15 protein-coding genes are annotated in these 15,307 nt (G+C 65.6%); 9 read left to right on the forward strand and 6 right to left on the reverse strand.

Translation table 11 applies throughout. The features are described from left to right. Positions 1–16: 16 nt before the first annotated feature. Genes ACUTAG_RS12930 through ACUTAG_RS12940 form a run of 3 tightly spaced genes read left to right on the forward strand, consistent with a single transcriptional unit; the run spans position 17 to position 1,844 of the window. Positions 17–610, forward strand: coding sequence for a phosphoheptose isomerase (locus ACUTAG_RS12930; protein WP_006389868.1), 594 nt, complete (start codon positions 17–19; stop codon positions 608–610). Continuing rightward, positions 607–1,353: a BON domain-containing protein gene (locus ACUTAG_RS12935; RefSeq protein WP_006389867.1), complete on the forward strand. Its 747-nt coding sequence runs from the start codon at positions 607–609 to the stop codon at positions 1,351–1,353. The genes ACUTAG_RS12930 and ACUTAG_RS12935 overlap by 4 nt, the downstream gene beginning before the upstream one ends. Continuing rightward, entirely contained in the window at positions 1,350–1,844 is a 495-nt protein-coding gene (locus ACUTAG_RS12940) for a peroxiredoxin family protein (RefSeq protein ID WP_026382126.1), read from the forward strand. The genes ACUTAG_RS12935 and ACUTAG_RS12940 overlap by 4 nt, the downstream gene beginning before the upstream one ends. 202 nt (positions 1,845–2,046) lie before the next feature. On the opposite strand, the gene ACUTAG_RS12945 is transcribed toward ACUTAG_RS12940, so the two are convergent. Beyond that, positions 2,047–2,835, reverse strand: a complete 789-nt coding sequence (locus ACUTAG_RS12945) for a MetQ/NlpA family ABC transporter substrate-binding protein (protein WP_058665579.1) — start codon at positions 2,833–2,835, stop codon at positions 2,047–2,049. 335 nt (positions 2,836–3,170) lie between these two features. Between ACUTAG_RS12945 and argB the strand changes: the two genes are divergently transcribed. The 5 genes from argB to ACUTAG_RS12970 all read left to right on the forward strand — a co-directional run bounded on the left by argB (position 3,171) and on the right by ACUTAG_RS12970 (position 8,292). Further along, positions 3,171–4,073 carry an acetylglutamate kinase gene (gene argB / locus ACUTAG_RS12950; protein ID WP_026382124.1) on the forward strand — a complete coding sequence of 301 codons (903 nt, stop codon included), beginning with the start codon at positions 3,171–3,173 and terminating at the stop codon, positions 4,071–4,073. Next, a complete protein-coding gene (locus ACUTAG_RS12955; RefSeq protein WP_026382123.1) occupies positions 4,073–4,819 on the forward strand; it encodes a pyrimidine 5'-nucleotidase in 747 nt (248 codons plus the stop codon). Before argB ends, ACUTAG_RS12955 begins: the two co-directional genes overlap by 1 nt. Before the next feature lie 55 nt (positions 4,820–4,874). Continuing rightward, entirely contained in the window at positions 4,875–5,450 is a 576-nt protein-coding gene (gene slmA / locus ACUTAG_RS12960) for a nucleoid occlusion factor SlmA (RefSeq protein WP_006389862.1), read from the forward strand. A 286-nt stretch (positions 5,451–5,736) separates the two neighbouring features. Next, on the forward strand, positions 5,737–7,230 hold the full coding sequence (locus tag ACUTAG_RS12965) for a DASS family sodium-coupled anion symporter (protein WP_148317399.1): 1,494 nt from the start codon (positions 5,737–5,739) through the stop codon (positions 7,228–7,230). Between the two features lie 12 nt (positions 7,231–7,242). After that, positions 7,243–8,292, forward strand: a complete 1,050-nt coding sequence (locus ACUTAG_RS12970; RefSeq protein WP_148317401.1) for an Ldh family oxidoreductase — start codon at positions 7,243–7,245, stop codon at positions 8,290–8,292. A gap of 828 nt (positions 8,293–9,120) precedes the next feature. Here the strand turns inward: ACUTAG_RS12970 and rodA are convergent. The 5 genes from rodA to ACUTAG_RS12995 all read right to left on the reverse strand — a co-directional run bounded on the left by rodA (position 9,121) and on the right by ACUTAG_RS12995 (position 14,768). Continuing rightward, positions 9,121–10,257, reverse strand: a complete 1,137-nt coding sequence (gene rodA / locus ACUTAG_RS12975) for a rod shape-determining protein RodA (protein ID WP_006389859.1) — start codon at positions 10,255–10,257, stop codon at positions 9,121–9,123. After that, positions 10,254–12,182: a penicillin-binding protein 2 gene (gene mrdA, locus ACUTAG_RS12980; RefSeq protein WP_006389858.1), complete on the reverse strand. Its 1,929-nt coding sequence runs from the start codon at positions 12,180–12,182 to the stop codon at positions 10,254–10,256. The genes rodA and mrdA overlap by 4 nt, the downstream gene beginning before the upstream one ends. A gap of 17 nt (positions 12,183–12,199) precedes the next feature. Further along, on the reverse strand, positions 12,200–12,769 hold the full coding sequence (mreD, locus tag ACUTAG_RS12985) for a rod shape-determining protein MreD (RefSeq protein ID WP_020925967.1): 570 nt from the start codon (positions 12,767–12,769) through the stop codon (positions 12,200–12,202). Continuing rightward, the gene (mreC, locus tag ACUTAG_RS12990; RefSeq protein ID WP_006389856.1) at positions 12,756–13,640 is read right to left on the reverse strand and encodes a rod shape-determining protein MreC; all 885 of its coding nucleotides are present in this window, start codon (positions 13,638–13,640) and stop codon (positions 12,756–12,758) included. Before mreC ends, mreD begins: the two co-directional genes overlap by 14 nt. A gap of 84 nt (positions 13,641–13,724) precedes the next feature. Further along, positions 13,725–14,768: a rod shape-determining protein gene (locus ACUTAG_RS12995; RefSeq protein ID WP_006216320.1), complete on the reverse strand. Its 1,044-nt coding sequence runs from the start codon at positions 14,766–14,768 to the stop codon at positions 13,725–13,727. A 228-nt stretch (positions 14,769–14,996) separates the two neighbouring features. Between ACUTAG_RS12995 and gatC the strand changes: the two genes are divergently transcribed. Beyond that, entirely contained in the window at positions 14,997–15,305 is a 309-nt protein-coding gene (gene gatC / locus ACUTAG_RS13000; RefSeq protein WP_006389855.1) for an Asp-tRNA(Asn)/Glu-tRNA(Gln) amidotransferase subunit GatC, read from the forward strand. The last annotated feature ends 2 nt before the right edge of the window (positions 15,306–15,307 follow it).

Below are 15,307 nucleotides of genomic sequence, written 5' to 3' on the forward strand. Positions count from 1 at the left end.
TGAGATAATCGCGGCCATGGATATGACCTCTCGAATGACGTCGCACTTTCGCGACGCCATGGCCACGTACGAACAAAGCATGAACGTGCTGGCCGAGCCGCTGGCGATCGCGGTGGACGTGCTGTTTGGCGCCCTGGCCAACAACGGCAAGATTCTGGCCTGCGGCAACGGCGGCTCGGCCGCCGACGCGCAACATTTCATCGCCGAACTGGTGGGCCGCTTCGAACGCGAACGCCTGCCCCTGGCCGGCATCGCCCTGAACACCGACACCTCGATCCTGACCGCCGTCGGCAATGACTACGGTTTCGACGAAGTGTTCGAACGCCAGGTCAACGCCTTTGGCCAGGCCGGCGACGTGCTGGTGGCCATTTCCACCAGCGGCAATTCGCCCAATGTGGTGCGCGCCATGGAGGCGGCCGCCAGCCGTGAAATGCATGTGCTGGCCCTGACCGGCAAGGGCGGCGGCGTCATGGGGGAACTCATCACGCCAATGGACGTCCATCTATGTGTTCCCAGCGATCGCACCATGCGCATCCAGGAAGTCCATATACTGCTGTTGCATGCGCTTTGCGACGGCATTGACGCTCTTCTGCTTGGAGACACCGAATGATTTCAGACGCCAGAACCGCCGCCCGCCCCCTGCTGCTCGCCGCGGCCCTGTCCGGCGCCGCGCTGTCGCTGTCGGCCTGCGCGCCCCTGATCGTGGGCGGCGCGGCCGCCACCACCGCCGTCGTCGTCACCGACCGGCGCACCTCGGGGATCCAGCTCGAAGACCAGAACATGGCCTTCAAGGCCCAGAAGCAGATCTCCGACAAGCTCGGCGACGCGGCGCGCGTCAACGCCATGGCGTACGGCGGCCACCTGCTGCTGACCGGAGACGTGCCCACCGAGGAAGCCAAGTCACAGGCCACCGCCATCGCCCAGGGCGTCGAGAACGTCAAGCAGGTGGTCAACCAGCTCACCGTCGGCCCGATCGCGTCGTTCGGCGTGCGCTCGAACGACACCTGGCTGACGTCCAAGGCCAAGACCGCGCTGATCAACACCAAGTACGTGCCCTCCGGCACCATCGCCGTCACCACCGACCACAGCGTTGTCTACCTCATGGGCAAGGTGACGCAGGCCGAGGGCGACTACGCCGCCAACGCGGTGGCCGACCTCGGCGGCGTGGCAAAAGTGGTAAAACTGTTCGAGACCATCAGCCGCGAGGAAGCGATCCGCCTGTCCAGCAGCGGCAGCAAGTCGACCACCACGGAAACCAAGGCCCCCATCGAAAGCGGCGCGGGCGCTGCCGACAGCGGCAGCAGCGCGCCCAGCAGCGGTGGCAGTGCCGTAGAGGCGATGCCCATCAAATGAAAAAAGCCATCGTAGCCCTGGCCGTCCTGGTGGCGGTCGGCGTCGGCGCCTGGTTCACCCTGCGCCCCACGCAAACCGCGCCCGACGTCACCTTCACCACGCTGGAGGGCAAGACCTTCTCCATGCAGGACCTGCGCGGCAAGGTGGTCCTGGTGAAGTTCTGGGCCACCAGCTGTGTCACCTGTGTCAAGCAAATGCCGGAAACCATCTCGGCCTACAACGAGTACGCGGGCAAGGGCTACGAGGCTATCGCGGTCGCCATGGACTACGACCCGCCCAACTACGTGCTGAACTTCAGCGAAAGCCGCAAGCTGCCGTTCCCGGTGGCGCTGGACACCAAGGGCGACATCGCCCGCGCCTTTGGCGACATCCGCCTGACGCCCACGGCCTTCCTGATCGACAAACAGGGACGCATTATCAAGCGCTACCTGGGCGAGTACGACGTGGCCGAATTCCATGCCACCGTCGAGAAGGCACTGGCCGCGGGCTGAACCCCGGTCCGCTTGGCCGCCGCCATGAACCGCCCGCCTGCCGGGCGGTTTTCATTTGGCCGCGGCCGGCCCGCCTGCCTCGGCCACACCCCGGGCCGATCCCCGCCGCCCCCCCCGGCCCCATGTCCGAAGCCAGCGCCTGGCCCCAAAAAAAAAACCGCCCGCATGATGCGGGCGGTTTCGGCAGGGGGAAGCGTCGCGATCAGAACGCCGGCACCACGGCGCCCTTGTATTTCTCGACGATGAACTTCTTCACCTCGGGCGAATGCAGCGCATTGACCAGCTTCTTGATTCCCGGCGCGTCCTTGTTGTCCGAGCGGGTCACCAGGATGTTGGCGTACGGCGAATCCGAACCCTCGATGAACAGCGCGTCCTTGGTCGGCACCAGGCCGGCTTCGAGCGCGTAGTTGGTGTTGATCAGGGCCAGGTCGACGTCGTCCAGCGAGCGCGGCAGCATGGCGGCCTCGAGTTCGCGGAACTTCAGCTTCTTGGGGTTATCGGTCACGTCCGCGGCGGTCGCCAGGATGTTGGAGGGATCCTTCAGCTTGATGACGCCCTGCTTCTGCAGCAGCACCAGCGCGCGCCCGCCATTGGACGGATCGTTCGGGATGGCGACGGTGGCGCCGTCCTTCAGTTCGGCCAGGGTCTTGATTTTCTTGGAGTAGCCGCCGAAAGGTTCGACGTGGACCAGGGCGACCGGCACCAGCGTGGCCTTGCGGTCCTTGTTGAAGGTGTCCAGATACGGCTTGTGCTGGAAGAAATTGGCGTCGAGCTGCTTGTCGGCCAGTTGCAGGTTGGGCTGGACGTAGTCGTTGAACACCTTGATGTCGAGTTCCACGCCTTCCTTGGCCAGCTGCGGCTTGACCACTTCCAGGATCTCGGCGTGCGGCACCTGGGTGGCGCCCACCACGATCTTTTCGGCATGGGCGGCGGTGGCTGCCACCAGCAGGGCCGACGCCACCAGGGCGGAACGGACGAAATTCAAACGCATGAGTTGCCTCTTTTATAGGTAGAAATTTGGGGGCATATGCCCGGCCGGTGTGGAGATTCCCCCTTGTGAGGGGTGCTCCGTTGCGAAAACGCCCCCAATTTACCCGAATGCCGGTTATTTGTCGGGCATAACAACATGGGTTTAAAGCATAAGCAACCTGCGGGTACTACAATCCGTCGTATGCTTGCGCTAGCGCGTTGCCAACGCGTTCCTGTGCAGGCATTTTTTTACTGCCGGACCTCACGCCCCCACGGGGGGCAATGCCTGTCCGCCATCGCTGGCGCAGGCTTTCAACCTCTAACTTTCATACCCTACTTATTGCCGACTTAGCTGCCATGACCGACACCCCCGACCCTGCTGCCGTCTCGTCTCCCGCTGTCAAAGCCGCGGTGCTCTCCGAAGCGCTGCCTTATATCCGACGATTCCACGGCAAAACCATCGTGGTCAAGTACGGCGGCAACGCCATGACGGAAGAGCGCCTGCAGCGCAGCTTCGCGCATGACGTGGTGTTGCTCAAGCTGGTGGGTCTGAATCCGGTGGTGGTGCATGGCGGCGGCCCGCAGATCGACGACGCGCTGCGCCGCATCGGCAAGCAGGGCACCTTCATCCAGGGCATGCGCGTCACCGATGCCGAGACCATGGAAGTGGTCGAATGGGTGCTGGGCGGCCAGGTCCAGCAGGACATCGTCATGATGATCAACGAGGTCGGCGGCAAGGCCGTGGGCCTGACCGGCAAGGACGGCGGACTGATCCAGGCCCAGAAGAAGCTGATGGCCAACAAGGAAAACCCGGCCGAACCGATCGACATCGGTTTCGTCGGCGACATCACCCTGGTCGAGCCGGCGGTGGTCAAGGCCCTGCAGGACGACCAGTTCATTCCGGTCATCTCGCCCATCGGCTACGGTGAAGACGGCACCGCCTACAACATCAACGCCGACGTCGTCGCCGGCAAGATGGCCGAAGTGCTGGGCGCCGAAAAGCTGCTGATGCTGACCAACACCCCGGGCGTGCTGGACAAGGGCGGCAAGCTGCTGCGCAGCCTGTCGGCCCAGACCATCGACGAGCTGTTCGCCGACGGCACCATCTCGGGCGGCATGCTGCCCAAGATCTCGTCGGCGCTGGATGCCGCCAAGAATGGCGTCAATTCGGTGCACATCGTCGACGGCCGCGTGCCGCACTGCCTGTTGCTGGAAATCCTGACCGACCAAGGCGTTGGCACGATGATCAGCTCGCACTGATGCGAGCGCTGCGCACCCTGCTGCGGCCGGCGGTGCGCCAGCGCCGCTCGCGCCGCACGACCACGGGCGCCCCCGGGCGCCTGTGGTTGTTCGACCTGGACAACACGCTGCACGATACGTCGCATGCGATCTTCCCTCGGATCGACCATGGCATGACCATGGCGGTGGCCGAGGCGCTGGAGGTCGACGTCGACACCGCCAATGCCGTGCGCAAGCAGTACTGGCAGCGCTATGGCGCCACGATGATCGGCATGGTCCGGCACCATGGCGTGGACCCGCATGTCTTCCTGCACCGCAGCCATGATTTCGACGTCAATCCGCTCGTGCGCGCCGAAAAGGCGCTGGCGTACAAGCTGAAGCAACTGCCCGGGCGCAAGGTACTGCTGACCAACGCGCCGCTGCATTACGCGCGCGCGGTGCTGCGGCGGCTGGGCATCCTGCGCCAGTTCGACAGCCTGTGGGCCATCGAGCACATGCGCCTGCATGGCGAATTCCGCCCCAAGCCATCGCCGGCGCTGCTGCGCTACGTGCTGGCGCGCGAAGGCGTGCCGGCGCGCCAGGCGGTGCTGGTGGAAGACACCCTTGCCAATCTGCGCGGCGCGCGGCGCGCCGGGCTGCGCACGGTGCATGTGTTCCATCCCGGCACCCCGTTCGCGCGCGGCCGCGCGCAACGGCCGGCCTACGTCGACTTGCGGGTAAACTCCGTCAGTGATTTGCTGCTGCGCCGGCGCCCCTTGCGGGGTTGACCGCCGACGCGCCTTCCCTCCTCCACCGTCAGCCTGCGTAACACCAGACCCGTCCATGGCGAGCAAACCCGGCGAGCGCAAGACCCAGATTCTGCAGACCCTGGCCGAGATGCTGGAGCAGCCGCACGCCTCGCGCATCACCACGGCGGCGCTGGCCGCGCGCCTGGCGGTATCGGAAGCCGCGCTTTATCGGCATTTCGCCAGCAAGGCGCAGATGTTCGAAGGGCTGATCGAATTCATCGAAACCAGCATTTTCACGCTGGTGAACCAGATCGCCATCGCCGAGCCCTATGGCCTGTCGCAGGCGCACCAGACGGTGTCGATGCTGCTGACGTTCTCGGAACGCAATCGAGGCATGACGCGGGTGCTGACGGGTGACGCCCTGGTCACCGAGGACAATCGCCTGCAGGAACGGATCAACCACATCAACGACCGCATCGAGGCGTCGTTGAAGCAATCGCTGCGTATCGCCGTGACCGACGGCGGCCTGCCGCCCGAGGCCAACGTGGCCGCGCATGCCAGCCTGCTGACGCATCTGGTGCTGGGGCGGTGGCTGCGCTATGCCCAGAGCGGCTGGCGCGTGGCGCCCACACTGCACCTGGACGAGCAATTGCGCCTGGCGTTGGGCTGATCTCATTCGCGCCATAACACGAACGAATTAACTACCTCGCGCCGGTGGTGTTGCAGTATTTGTTTGTTTTTATGCAACATTCGCAGGGTTGCGATTTTTGCCGGCCGACGAGCATAATCTCCGGAGCGGGTTTCCGACAAGCACGATTGTCCGTCGAATTGATACGTATCAATACGGGTTTTCCTTAATGCCGTCACGATCATTCTGTAGCGTCGACACTTCGCTTTGATCCAGCCCAAGGCTTGGCAACGGGGTGTCGTCAGTTTGACCTCAACCGGAGATGGATATGACTGCGGAAACCGCTGTCCCTGCCTCGCAAGCCCCCAAGAAAACCAAAATCCCGATCGGCCTGGTCGCCGGCTTCATCGTCATGATCGGCGTGCTGATGCTGCCCTTGCCGGCCGACCTGCCCGTTGCCGGCCATCGCATGCTGGCGATCCTGGCGTTCGCGGTGGTGGTGTGGATCACGGAAGCCGTGTCCTACGAAGCCAGCGCGATCATGATCACGACGCTGATGGCCTTCCTGCTGGGCACCGCGCCCACCATCAAGGATCCGCAGGTGGTCTACGGCACGTCGGCCGCCATCAGCATGGCGCTGACCGGCTTCGCCAACTCGGCGCTGGCGCTGGTCACCGGCGCCCTGTTCATCGCCGCGGCCATGACCTTCACCGGACTGGATCGGCGCATCGCGCTGGTGACGCTGTCCAAGGTCGGAACCAGCACGCGGCGCATCCTGATCGGATGTATCGCCGTGACCATCGTGCTGAGCCTGGTGGTGCCCAGCGCGACCGCCCGCAGCGCGGCCGTGGTGCCCATCATGATGGGCGTGATCGCGGCCTTTGGCGTGGACAAGCGCTCGAACATCGCCGCCGGCATCATGATCATCGTGGCGCAGGCCACCAGCATCTGGAACGTCGGCATCCAGACCGCGGCCGCGCAGAACCTGCTGACCGTCGGCTTCATGGAAAAGATGCTGGGCCAGCGCGTGGCCTGGTCGGACTGGCTGATCGCCGGCGCGCCGTGGTCGCTGATCATGTCGGCGGTGCTGATCATAATCGTGCTCAAGCTGCTGCCGCCGGAAAGCGACAGCATCGCGGGGGGCAAGGAAGCTGTCGAGAAATCGCTGCTTGAATTGGGCCCCATGACGGGCGCGCAAAAGCGCCTGATGGCCGTGTCGGTCATGCTGCTGCTGTTCTGGTCGACCGAAGGCAAGCTGCACAAGTTCGACACCACCTCCACCACCTACTTCGGCCTGGTGCTGCTGCTGTTGCCGCGCTTTGGCGTGATGACCTGGAAAGACGTGCAATCACGCATTCCATGGGGCACTGTGATCGTGTTCGGGGTCGGCATCAGCCTGGGCACCGCGTTGCTGACCACGCAGGCCGGCCAATGGCTGGGCAACCAGGTGGTGGCGCACACGGGTCTGGACCACCTCGGCCCGCTGGCCATCTTCGCGATCCTGTCGGCCTTCCTGATTGTCATCCACCTGGGGTTCGCCAGCGCCACCGCGCTGACCTCGGCGATGCTGCCGATCCTGATCTCGGTGCTGGCCACGCTGCCGGGCGACTTCAGCCGCCTGGGCATGACCATGCTGCTGGGCTTTGTGGTCAGCTATGGCTTCATCCTGCCGATCAACGCGCCGCAGAACATGGTGTGCCTGGGCACGGAAACCTTCAACGCCAAGCAGTTCGCCAAGGTCGGCATCCTGGTCACCGTCATCGGCTATGCGCTGATGATGCTGATGGGCATGACCTACTGGCGCTGGCTGGGCTGGCTGTAAGGAGATCAGGTCATGAAAATCTCCATTGCCCAAGCCAATGAATACGGCCGTCGCGTGCTGATGGCGCAAGGCGTGCCGGAAGATATCGCGCGCGACGTGGCCGAGCACCTGGTGGAGTCCGACCGCGTCGGCTACACCAGCCACGGCCTGTCGATCCTGACCAACTATCGGCGTGTGCTGGCCGAAGGCCTGGCGCAGGCCGACGGCCGCCCCGAACTGCTCAACGACCGTGGCGCCATGCTGGCCTACGACGGCCACAACGGCCTGGGCCAGTACGTGGGCAAGACCGTGATCGAGCAAGCCATCGAGCGCACGCAGGCGCACGGCCAGTGCATCCTGACACTGCGCCGCAGCCACCACCTGGGCCGCATGGGCCACTACGGCGAGATGGTGGCGGCCAAGGGTCTGATCCTGCTGGCCTTCACCAACGTGATCAACCGCGCCCCCACCGTGGCGCCGTTCGGCGGCGCGCGCGCCTGCCTGACGACCAATCCGCTGTGCTTTGCCGGCCCGTTGCCGGGCGGCCGCCCGCCGTTCATCGTCGACATGGCGACCAGTTCGATCGCGGTGAACAAGGCCCGCGTGCTGGCGGCCAAGGGCGAGCAGGCGCCGCCGGGCTCGCTGATCGATGCGCAAGGCAATCCGACCACGGATCCGGGCGCGCTGTTCACCGATCCGCCGGGCGCGCTGCTGCCGTTCGGCGGCCACAAGGGTTACGCGATGGGCCTGGTGGCCGAGCTGCTGGCGGGCGTGCTGTCCGGCGGCGGCACGATCCAGCCGGAACACCCGCGCAACGGAGTGGCCACGAACAATATGTTCGCGCTGCTGCTGGATCCGCAGGTGGACTTCAATACGGACTGGCGCTCGATGGAAGTGGGCGCGTTCATCGACTACCTGCATGCCTGCCCGCCCCAACCGGGCGTGGATGGGGTTCAGTACCCGGGCGAGTACGAAGCCCGCAACCGCGAGCTGAACGCGGAGTCGCTGGAATTCGCGCCCCCAATCTGGGATGGATTGAAGAAGCTGGCCGCGGACTTAGGGGTGCCTGAAGCGTTGCCTTGAGGGTTTGTGTTTACGGTTGTTTTTGCGGGCGGCTCAGGGGTTCTTGAGCCGCCCGTTGCGTTGGCGGGCGGGGCGGCGGGGCTACGATTGCGGTCCGGAGCGTTCGCTCCGGACTGCCCCGTTGTCAACCTCGTACGCCTTCGGCTCCCTACGGTTTCCCTCGGGCGCATCTACACGCCCCGCCGCCCCGCCCGCCAACGCAACGGGCTCACGTCGTCTCGGGCTCAACATCGCAGGGGCGAATGGGGTGCTTGGCGTTTTTGCCAGCGACTGGGGGAGAGAGGAGGATCTTGCGGGGCCCGCCCAAAGCCGGCCGCGCGGGCGGCCTTTTTGGGCTTACGCGATGAGGGACGTCGAAGGGGTGGCGGCGGCGCCGCTGGTGAGGGACGTGTGATGTTCATCGGCGTGGTCGGCGCGAGAGGTCCGTCACGCGCAATACGTTCTACGCCGCGCCGACCACCACCGCCCCTCCCCTGACCATGCGGAGTTATCAGAACCCCACTCGTCACCCACGCGCAGCGAACCCCGCCCCGACGCCAGACACCATGTATGCCGTTGATGGCCGCCCGCGCGGCCGTCAACGGCGGGCGACGCAAGACTCTCTCCTTACCCCACGCTGCAGCAGCGTCACATTCCTCGACACCGGTAGCCCGGGGCGGTGGGCGCACGGGTGGGCGCGCCGTTCAGATGCGCCCGACGGAAACCGTAGGGAGCCGAAGGCGGACGAGGTTGAGTATGGGGCAGTCCGGAGCGAAGGCTCCGGACCGCAATCGTAGGCGCGCCCACCCGTGCGCCCACCGCCCCGGGCGGCCCACGAAGAAAAAAAGCTCAGCTCTTGACCGACCGATGCCGACTGATGCTCATCATGATCCCAAACGCGATCCCCATGGTGAACAACGCCGTGCCGCCGTAACTCATGAACGGCAGGGGCACCCCGACCACAGGCAGAATCCCCGTCACCATGCCCACGTTCACAAATACATAAATGAACAGCATCATCGTCAACGCGCCGGACAGCAACCGCCCGAACTGCGATGACGCGCGCGAAGCGATGGTCAGGCCGCGGGCCATCATCAGGCCATACAGAACCAGGATGGCGATACCGCCGTACAGGCCGAATTCCTCGGCGTAGACGGCGAAGATGAAGTCGGTGGTGCGTTCGGGGATGAAATCCAGGTGCGTCTGCGTGCCCTTCATGTAGCCCTTGCCGTAGACCCCGCCCGAGCCCACCGCGATCATCGACTGGATGGTGTGGAAACCCTTGCCGAGCGGATCGGAGCTGGGGTTGAGCAGCGTGCAGACGCGGTGCTTCTGGTAATCGTGCAGCACCACCCAGTTGACGTCCGGTTCGCACAGCTGGTCTTCGTAGTACACCAGCGTGCCGATGGCGATGATGCCCGCCAGCATGACCGGCACCAGCAGCTTGAACGACAGTCCGGCGAAGTAGATGACGAAGAAGCCGGCGCCGAACACCAGCAGCGCGGTGCCCAGGTCGGGTTGCAGCACGATCAGCCCGAAGGGCGCGGCCAGCATCGCGGCGGCGGCCAGGAAGTCGCGGATGCGCACCGCGCCCTCGTGGCGCTGGAAATACCAGGCCAGCATCATGGGCACGGCGATCTTCATCATTTCGGACGGCTGGATACGGGTCACGCCCAGGTTGAGCCAGCGCGTCGCGCCCTTGCTGGTCTCGCCGAAGAATTCCACCCCCAGCAGCAGCACCACGCCGATCACATAGAACGGCAGCGCCAGCTTCATCAGCCATTTGGGCGGGATCAGCGCCATGGTCCACATGGCGAAAAAGGCGATGATGAAATTGCGCGACTGTTCGGCGAAGCGCCAGTCGGTGCCGCCCACCGCCGAATGCATGACCGTCAGGCCGAGCGCCGCGAACATGAGCAGGATCGCCAGCAGCGGCCAGTCGAAGGCCGTGAAGACGCGCAGCAGGATCAGGCCGAGACGCTTCATTGTTGGCGCACCAGATCGGAGGTGATGTTTTCGACCGAGGCCGTCGACGCGTTGCGCTCGGGGCGCTGGATCTTGTCCTGGCGATCCTTGGCCAGCCAGTAGTCGAACACCTTGCGCGCCACCGGCGCGGCGACGCTGGCGCCCCAGCCGGCGTTTTCGACGATCAGCGCGACGGCGATGCGCGGGTGTTCCAGCGGCGCGAAGCCCATGAAGAGCGCGTGGTCGCGCAGGCGTTCGTCGATGGCGCTGGCGCGGTAGTGGCCGCCACGCAGGCTGAACACCTGGGCCGTGCCGGTCTTGCCGGCGGCCTGATAGGGCGCGTTGGCGAAGGCGCGGCGCGCGGTGCCGGCGCGGACCACGTCGGCCATGGCGTTCTTGATGACGTCGACATTGGCCTGCTTGAGAGGGATGCGGTAGTCGGGCGCGGATTCCGTAGGCTTGGCCACGCCCGAACGCGGGTCGCGCACCGCGTGCACCAGGTGCGGACGGCGGTACAGCCCGTTATTGGCCAGGGTCGAGGTGCCCTGCGCCAGTTGCAGCAGGGTGAAGGCGTTGTAGCCCTGCCCCACCGCCACCGAAATCGTCTCGCCGGCGTACCAGCGCTGGCGGTCCTTGTCCTTGTAGGCCGAACGCTTCCACTCGGTCGAGGGCAGCACGCCGCGCTTCTCGCCTTCGAGATCGATGCCGGTGATCTGGCCAAAGCCGAACTGCTTGGTGAAATCGTGCAGCGCGTTCACGCCGATCTCGGGGCCGAGCGAATAGAAGTACGTGTCCGACGACACCACGATGGCCTTGTGCATGTCGGTCATGCCATAGGCGGCGCCGCCGGCATTGCGGAATTTCTGGCCGCCGAACTCGTAGTAGCCGGGGTCCGAGATGCGGTCGGTGGCGCGGCGCTTGCCCAGTTCCAGCGCCGCCAGGCCGACGAAAGGCTTGTAGGTGGAACCGATCGGGTAGGTGCCGTACAGCGGGCGGTTGATCAGCGGGTGGTCCGGCGACTCGTTCAGCATGCGCCAGTTGTCCACGTCGATGCCGTCGACGAACAGGTTCGGGTCGAACGAGGGCTGCGAGACGAAGGCCAGCACCTCGCCGGTGTCGGGATCGATCGCCACCAGCGCGCCGCGCTGGCCCTCGAAGGCTTCCTCGGCCACCTTCTGCAGGCCCAGGTCGATCGACAGCATGATGTCCGAGCCCGGCACCGGGTCGATGCGGCGCAGCGTGCGCATGGGACGGCCGCCCGCGGTCACTTCGACCTCTTCCAGGCCGGTGCGGCCATGCAGGGCTTCTTCCCAGGTCTTCTCGATGCCCTTCTTGCCGATAACGTCGGTACCGCGATAGTTGCCCAGCAGGCCGGCGCGTTCGAGTTCCTCGTTGTCGTTTTCGGCGATGCGGCCGATGTAGCCCACCACGTGGGCGGCGGACTGCCCCTGCGGATACTCGCGCACCCAGCGGGCGCGCAGCTCGACGCCGGGGAACTGGAAGGCGTGGGCCGCGAACCAGGCCGCTTCGGTCTCGTTGAGGTTATTGCGCAGCTGCAGGCTGGCGTAGCGGCTGGATTCGGCGGCGCGGCGCTTGAAGCGGCGTTGATCGGCCGGGCTGATGTAGACCACCTCGGTCAGGCGCTCGAACAGCGCATTCATGTTGCCGGCCTGGGCCGGCACCACTTCGAGGGTGTAGGTGCGGTAGTTGCGCGCCAGCACTTCGCCATTGCGGTCGAGGATCTCGCCGCGGCGCGGCGGGATCGGCACGACCGCGATGCGGTTGCGGTCGGCGCGTTCGGACAGGCCTTCGTAACGGTCGACCTGCAAGTACCAGAACCGGCCTATCAGCACGCCGAAGCAGACCAGCGCAAAGATGCCGCCGACCCAGGCGCGCAGGCGGAAGCGCTGCTTCTGCTGCTGGCCGGTTTTCTTGAATTCAAACATGAGACGCGGCGCCGCCGTCAGGCGGAGGAGGATTCGGCGTCGTCGGCACCGCGCTGCGGCAAGTGCAGCACCCAGCCCGCCAGCGGCCACAACGCGGCGGTGATGGCCACGCTGATGCTCCAGTCCCAGCCCGGCCACTTGCCGGCCAGCCAGGCATGGATGATCTGGGTGATGAAGCGCGCGATCAGGAACACCGGCAACATGTGCATCGCCTGGCTCCAGAGGTCGAACCGTTGCAGGCGGCGGTGCAGCACCACGGCGCCGTAGGCGACCAGGGTGTAGGACAGCGCGTGCTCGCCGAGCAGGCCCGCGTCATGCACGTCCATCAGCAGGCCGAAGCAGAAGGCGGTGAACAGGCCGACGCGGCGCGGCTCATGGACGCACCAGAAAGCGATGATCAGGATCAGCACGTCGGGCGCGCCCTGCCACAACCGCCACGGCAGCAGCGACACCAGCCACACCAGCAGGATGGTGCCCCACACGAAGAGGCCGTGCGCCGGCCCCGACAGGCGGTCAGGCTGCACGTTGCTGGGCGTGCCCAGGCGGCGTCGGGGCTGGCCGGATGATGGTTGGTTAGTCCGATCCACCGGAATCGACCTCCTGACGGTTGGACTCGGCACGTTCCACATCCACCTGCAGGACCAGGAAGTGGCGATAGCGCTCAGGGTGGGCCAGCGGCTCGCAGACAGCGCGGGCGAAGCCGGAAGCGGTGTCGCGCTCGACCGAGGTCACCTTGGCCACCGGCAGGCCGGCGGGAAACAGGCCGCCGACGCCGCTGGTGACGATGGTATCGCCTTCCTTGATGTCGGCATTGGCCGCGAGGTAGCGGACCTCCATCTTGCCGGGAGAGTTCCCGCCAAAGGCGATCAGGCGCAGGCCGTTGCGCAGCAATTGCACCGGGATCGATACCTGTTCGTCGGTGACCAGGGCAGCCTCGGCCGTCATGGGCGTGACGCGCACGATCTGGCCGACCACGCCGCCTTCATCGATCACCGGCATGCCCGGCGCCAGGCCGGCCTTGCTGCCCTTGTTGAACACCAGCCGCTGGTTGAAGGCGTTGGTGGGTTCGTACAGCACTTCGACCACCACGGCCGACTGGGCCACGGTGTCGGTCACGCCGAGCAGGCGGCGCAATTGGGCGTTTTCGGCGGCCAGCTGCGCCGCGTGCGTGGCCACCTGGGCCAGTTCGATGCGCTGGCGCTGCAGGGCTTCGTTTTCGCTGCGGATGAGGTTGGCCGCGTTGACCCATTCATTGACCTGCTGGACCAGGTCGCGCGGCGCCATGACGGCGCGCTGGAAGGGATACAGCGCCACGGACATCGCCCGGCGCGCCGGTTCCAGCATGCGCCACTGCGAATCCATGATGATCAGAGCCAGTGCCAGGACGACCAGGATGACCAGCCGCACCTCCGCGGGAGGGCCGCGCCTGAATAGGGGGGGAGTCCCTTGTCGTTGCATGAATCTCAGCCCGGGCGCCCGCGCCCGCAGCCCCCGCAGCGGCCGGAGCCGTGGAAAAGCGGGGCTCCGGGCTGGCGGGCGGTATTAGTCGTTGATGAAGATCGCGCCCAGTTTCTCAAGATGTTCCAGCGCCTCGCCGCAGCCGCGCACGACGCAGGTCAGGGGATCATCGGCAACCACCACCGGCAGGCCGGTCTCTTCCTGCAGCAGGCGGTCGAGGTCGCGCAGCAGCGCGCCACCGCCGGTCAGGGCGATGCCCTTGTCGGTGATGTCGGCGCCGAGTTCGGGCGGGGTCTGTTCCAGGGCGATCTTGACGGCCGATACGATCTGGTTGAGCGGATCGGTCAGCGATTCCAGGATCTCGTTGGACGAGACCGTGAAGCTGCGCGGCACGCCTTCGGCCAGGTTGCGGCCCTTGACTTCGATTTCGCGGACTTCGGAACCCGGGAACGCCGAGCCGATTTCCTTCTTGATGAGTTCGGCGGTGGGTTCGCCGATCAGCATGCCGTAGTTGCGGCGGATGTAGTTGACGATGGCCTCGTCGAACTTGTCGCCGCCGACGCGCACCGAACCCTTGTAGACCATGCCGCCCAGCGAGATGACCGCCACTTCGGTGGTGCCGCCGCCGATGTCGACGACCATGGAGCCGCTGGCGTCGGAGACGGCCAGGCCGGCGCCGATGGCCGCGGCCATGGGTTCTTCGATCAGGAACACGTGCGAGGCGCCGGCGCCGAGGGCCGATTCGCGGATGGCGCGGCGTTCAACCTGGGTGGAGCCGCAGGGCACGCAGACGATGATGCGCGGGCTGGGCGCCAGCATGTTGCGCGGGTGCACCATGCGGATGAACTGCTTGAGCATCTGCTCGGTGACCGTGAAGTCGGCGATGACGCCGTCCTTCATGGGCCGGATGGCCTCGATGTTGCCGGGCACGCGGCCGAGCATCTGCTTGGCTTCGTGGCCGACGGCCTGGATGATCTTCTTGCCGTGAGGCCCGCCTTCATGACGGATCGCGACCACGGAGGGCTCGTCGAGCACGATGCCCTTGCCGCGGACGTAGATCAGCGTATTGGCGGTACCGAGGTCGATCGCCATATCGCTGGAAAAATAACTGCGCAGGAATCCGAACATGGGAGCTCAGCTAAATTCTGGGGGGAATTGGGGTCATGCCGCGGGGCGTACCACCCGGGAAAGCCTGGGTGCGCCTGTCATCACGGCGATTAAACCGTGAATCATAACTTATAATTTCCCCGGAAATAGCGCATAAATGCAGGCTATTCAAGCTTTGTAACGGGTTTGGCATGTGCATACTGCCCAGTCCCGCCCCTCGGCCTTCGCTTCTCGATATTCGCAATCCCCATGGCGCTCAATGACACAGATGTGGCCCGCATTGCCAGGCTGGCCAGAATCGAACTGACCCCGGACCAGCGCGGCCACGCGCAAGCCGAGCTCAATGGCATCCTCCACCTGATCGAACGGCTGCAGGCCGTCGACACCCAAGGCGTCGAACCCCTGGCCCACCCGCTGTCGGCCCACGAGGACATCGTGCTGCGCCTGCGCCAGGACGCGGTCACCGAAACCGCTTCGGAGGCCCGCCGCGCCGAACTGCTGGCCAACGCCCCCGATGCCCAGGACGGCCTTTTCCTGGTCCCCAAGGTTCTCGACTAAGC

Source organism: Achromobacter sp. CSND-B12 (assembly GCF_052906545.1).

Coding starts and splice junctions, on each gene's coding strand:
- ACUTAG_RS12930 (WP_006389868.1), top strand. CDS start 17: ATGGATATGACCTCTCGAATGACGTCGCACTTTCGCGACGCCATGGCC.
- ACUTAG_RS12935 (WP_006389867.1), top strand. CDS start 607: ATGATTTCAGACGCCAGAACCGCCGCCCGCCCCCTGCTGCTCGCCGCG.
- ACUTAG_RS12940 (WP_026382126.1), top strand. CDS start 1,350: ATGAAAAAAGCCATCGTAGCCCTGGCCGTCCTGGTGGCGGTCGGCGTC.
- ACUTAG_RS12945 (WP_058665579.1), bottom strand. CDS start 2,835: ATGCGTTTGAATTTCGTCCGTTCCGCCCTGGTGGCGTCGGCCCTGCTG.
- argB (WP_026382124.1), top strand. CDS start 3,171: ATGACCGACACCCCCGACCCTGCTGCCGTCTCGTCTCCCGCTGTCAAA.
- ACUTAG_RS12955 (WP_026382123.1), top strand. CDS start 4,073: ATGCGAGCGCTGCGCACCCTGCTGCGGCCGGCGGTGCGCCAGCGCCGC.
- slmA (WP_006389862.1), top strand. CDS start 4,875: ATGGCGAGCAAACCCGGCGAGCGCAAGACCCAGATTCTGCAGACCCTG.
- ACUTAG_RS12965 (WP_148317399.1), top strand. CDS start 5,737: ATGACTGCGGAAACCGCTGTCCCTGCCTCGCAAGCCCCCAAGAAAACC.
- ACUTAG_RS12970 (WP_148317401.1), top strand. CDS start 7,243: ATGAAAATCTCCATTGCCCAAGCCAATGAATACGGCCGTCGCGTGCTG.
- rodA (WP_006389859.1), bottom strand. CDS start 10,257: ATGAAGCGTCTCGGCCTGATCCTGCTGCGCGTCTTCACGGCCTTCGAC.
- mrdA (WP_006389858.1), bottom strand. CDS start 12,182: ATGTTTGAATTCAAGAAAACCGGCCAGCAGCAGAAGCAGCGCTTCCGC.
- mreC (WP_006389856.1), bottom strand. CDS start 13,640: ATGCAACGACAAGGGACTCCCCCCCTATTCAGGCGCGGCCCTCCCGCG.
- ACUTAG_RS12995 (WP_006216320.1), bottom strand. CDS start 14,768: ATGTTCGGATTCCTGCGCAGTTATTTTTCCAGCGATATGGCGATCGAC.
- gatC (WP_006389855.1), top strand. CDS start 14,997: ATGGCGCTCAATGACACAGATGTGGCCCGCATTGCCAGGCTGGCCAGA.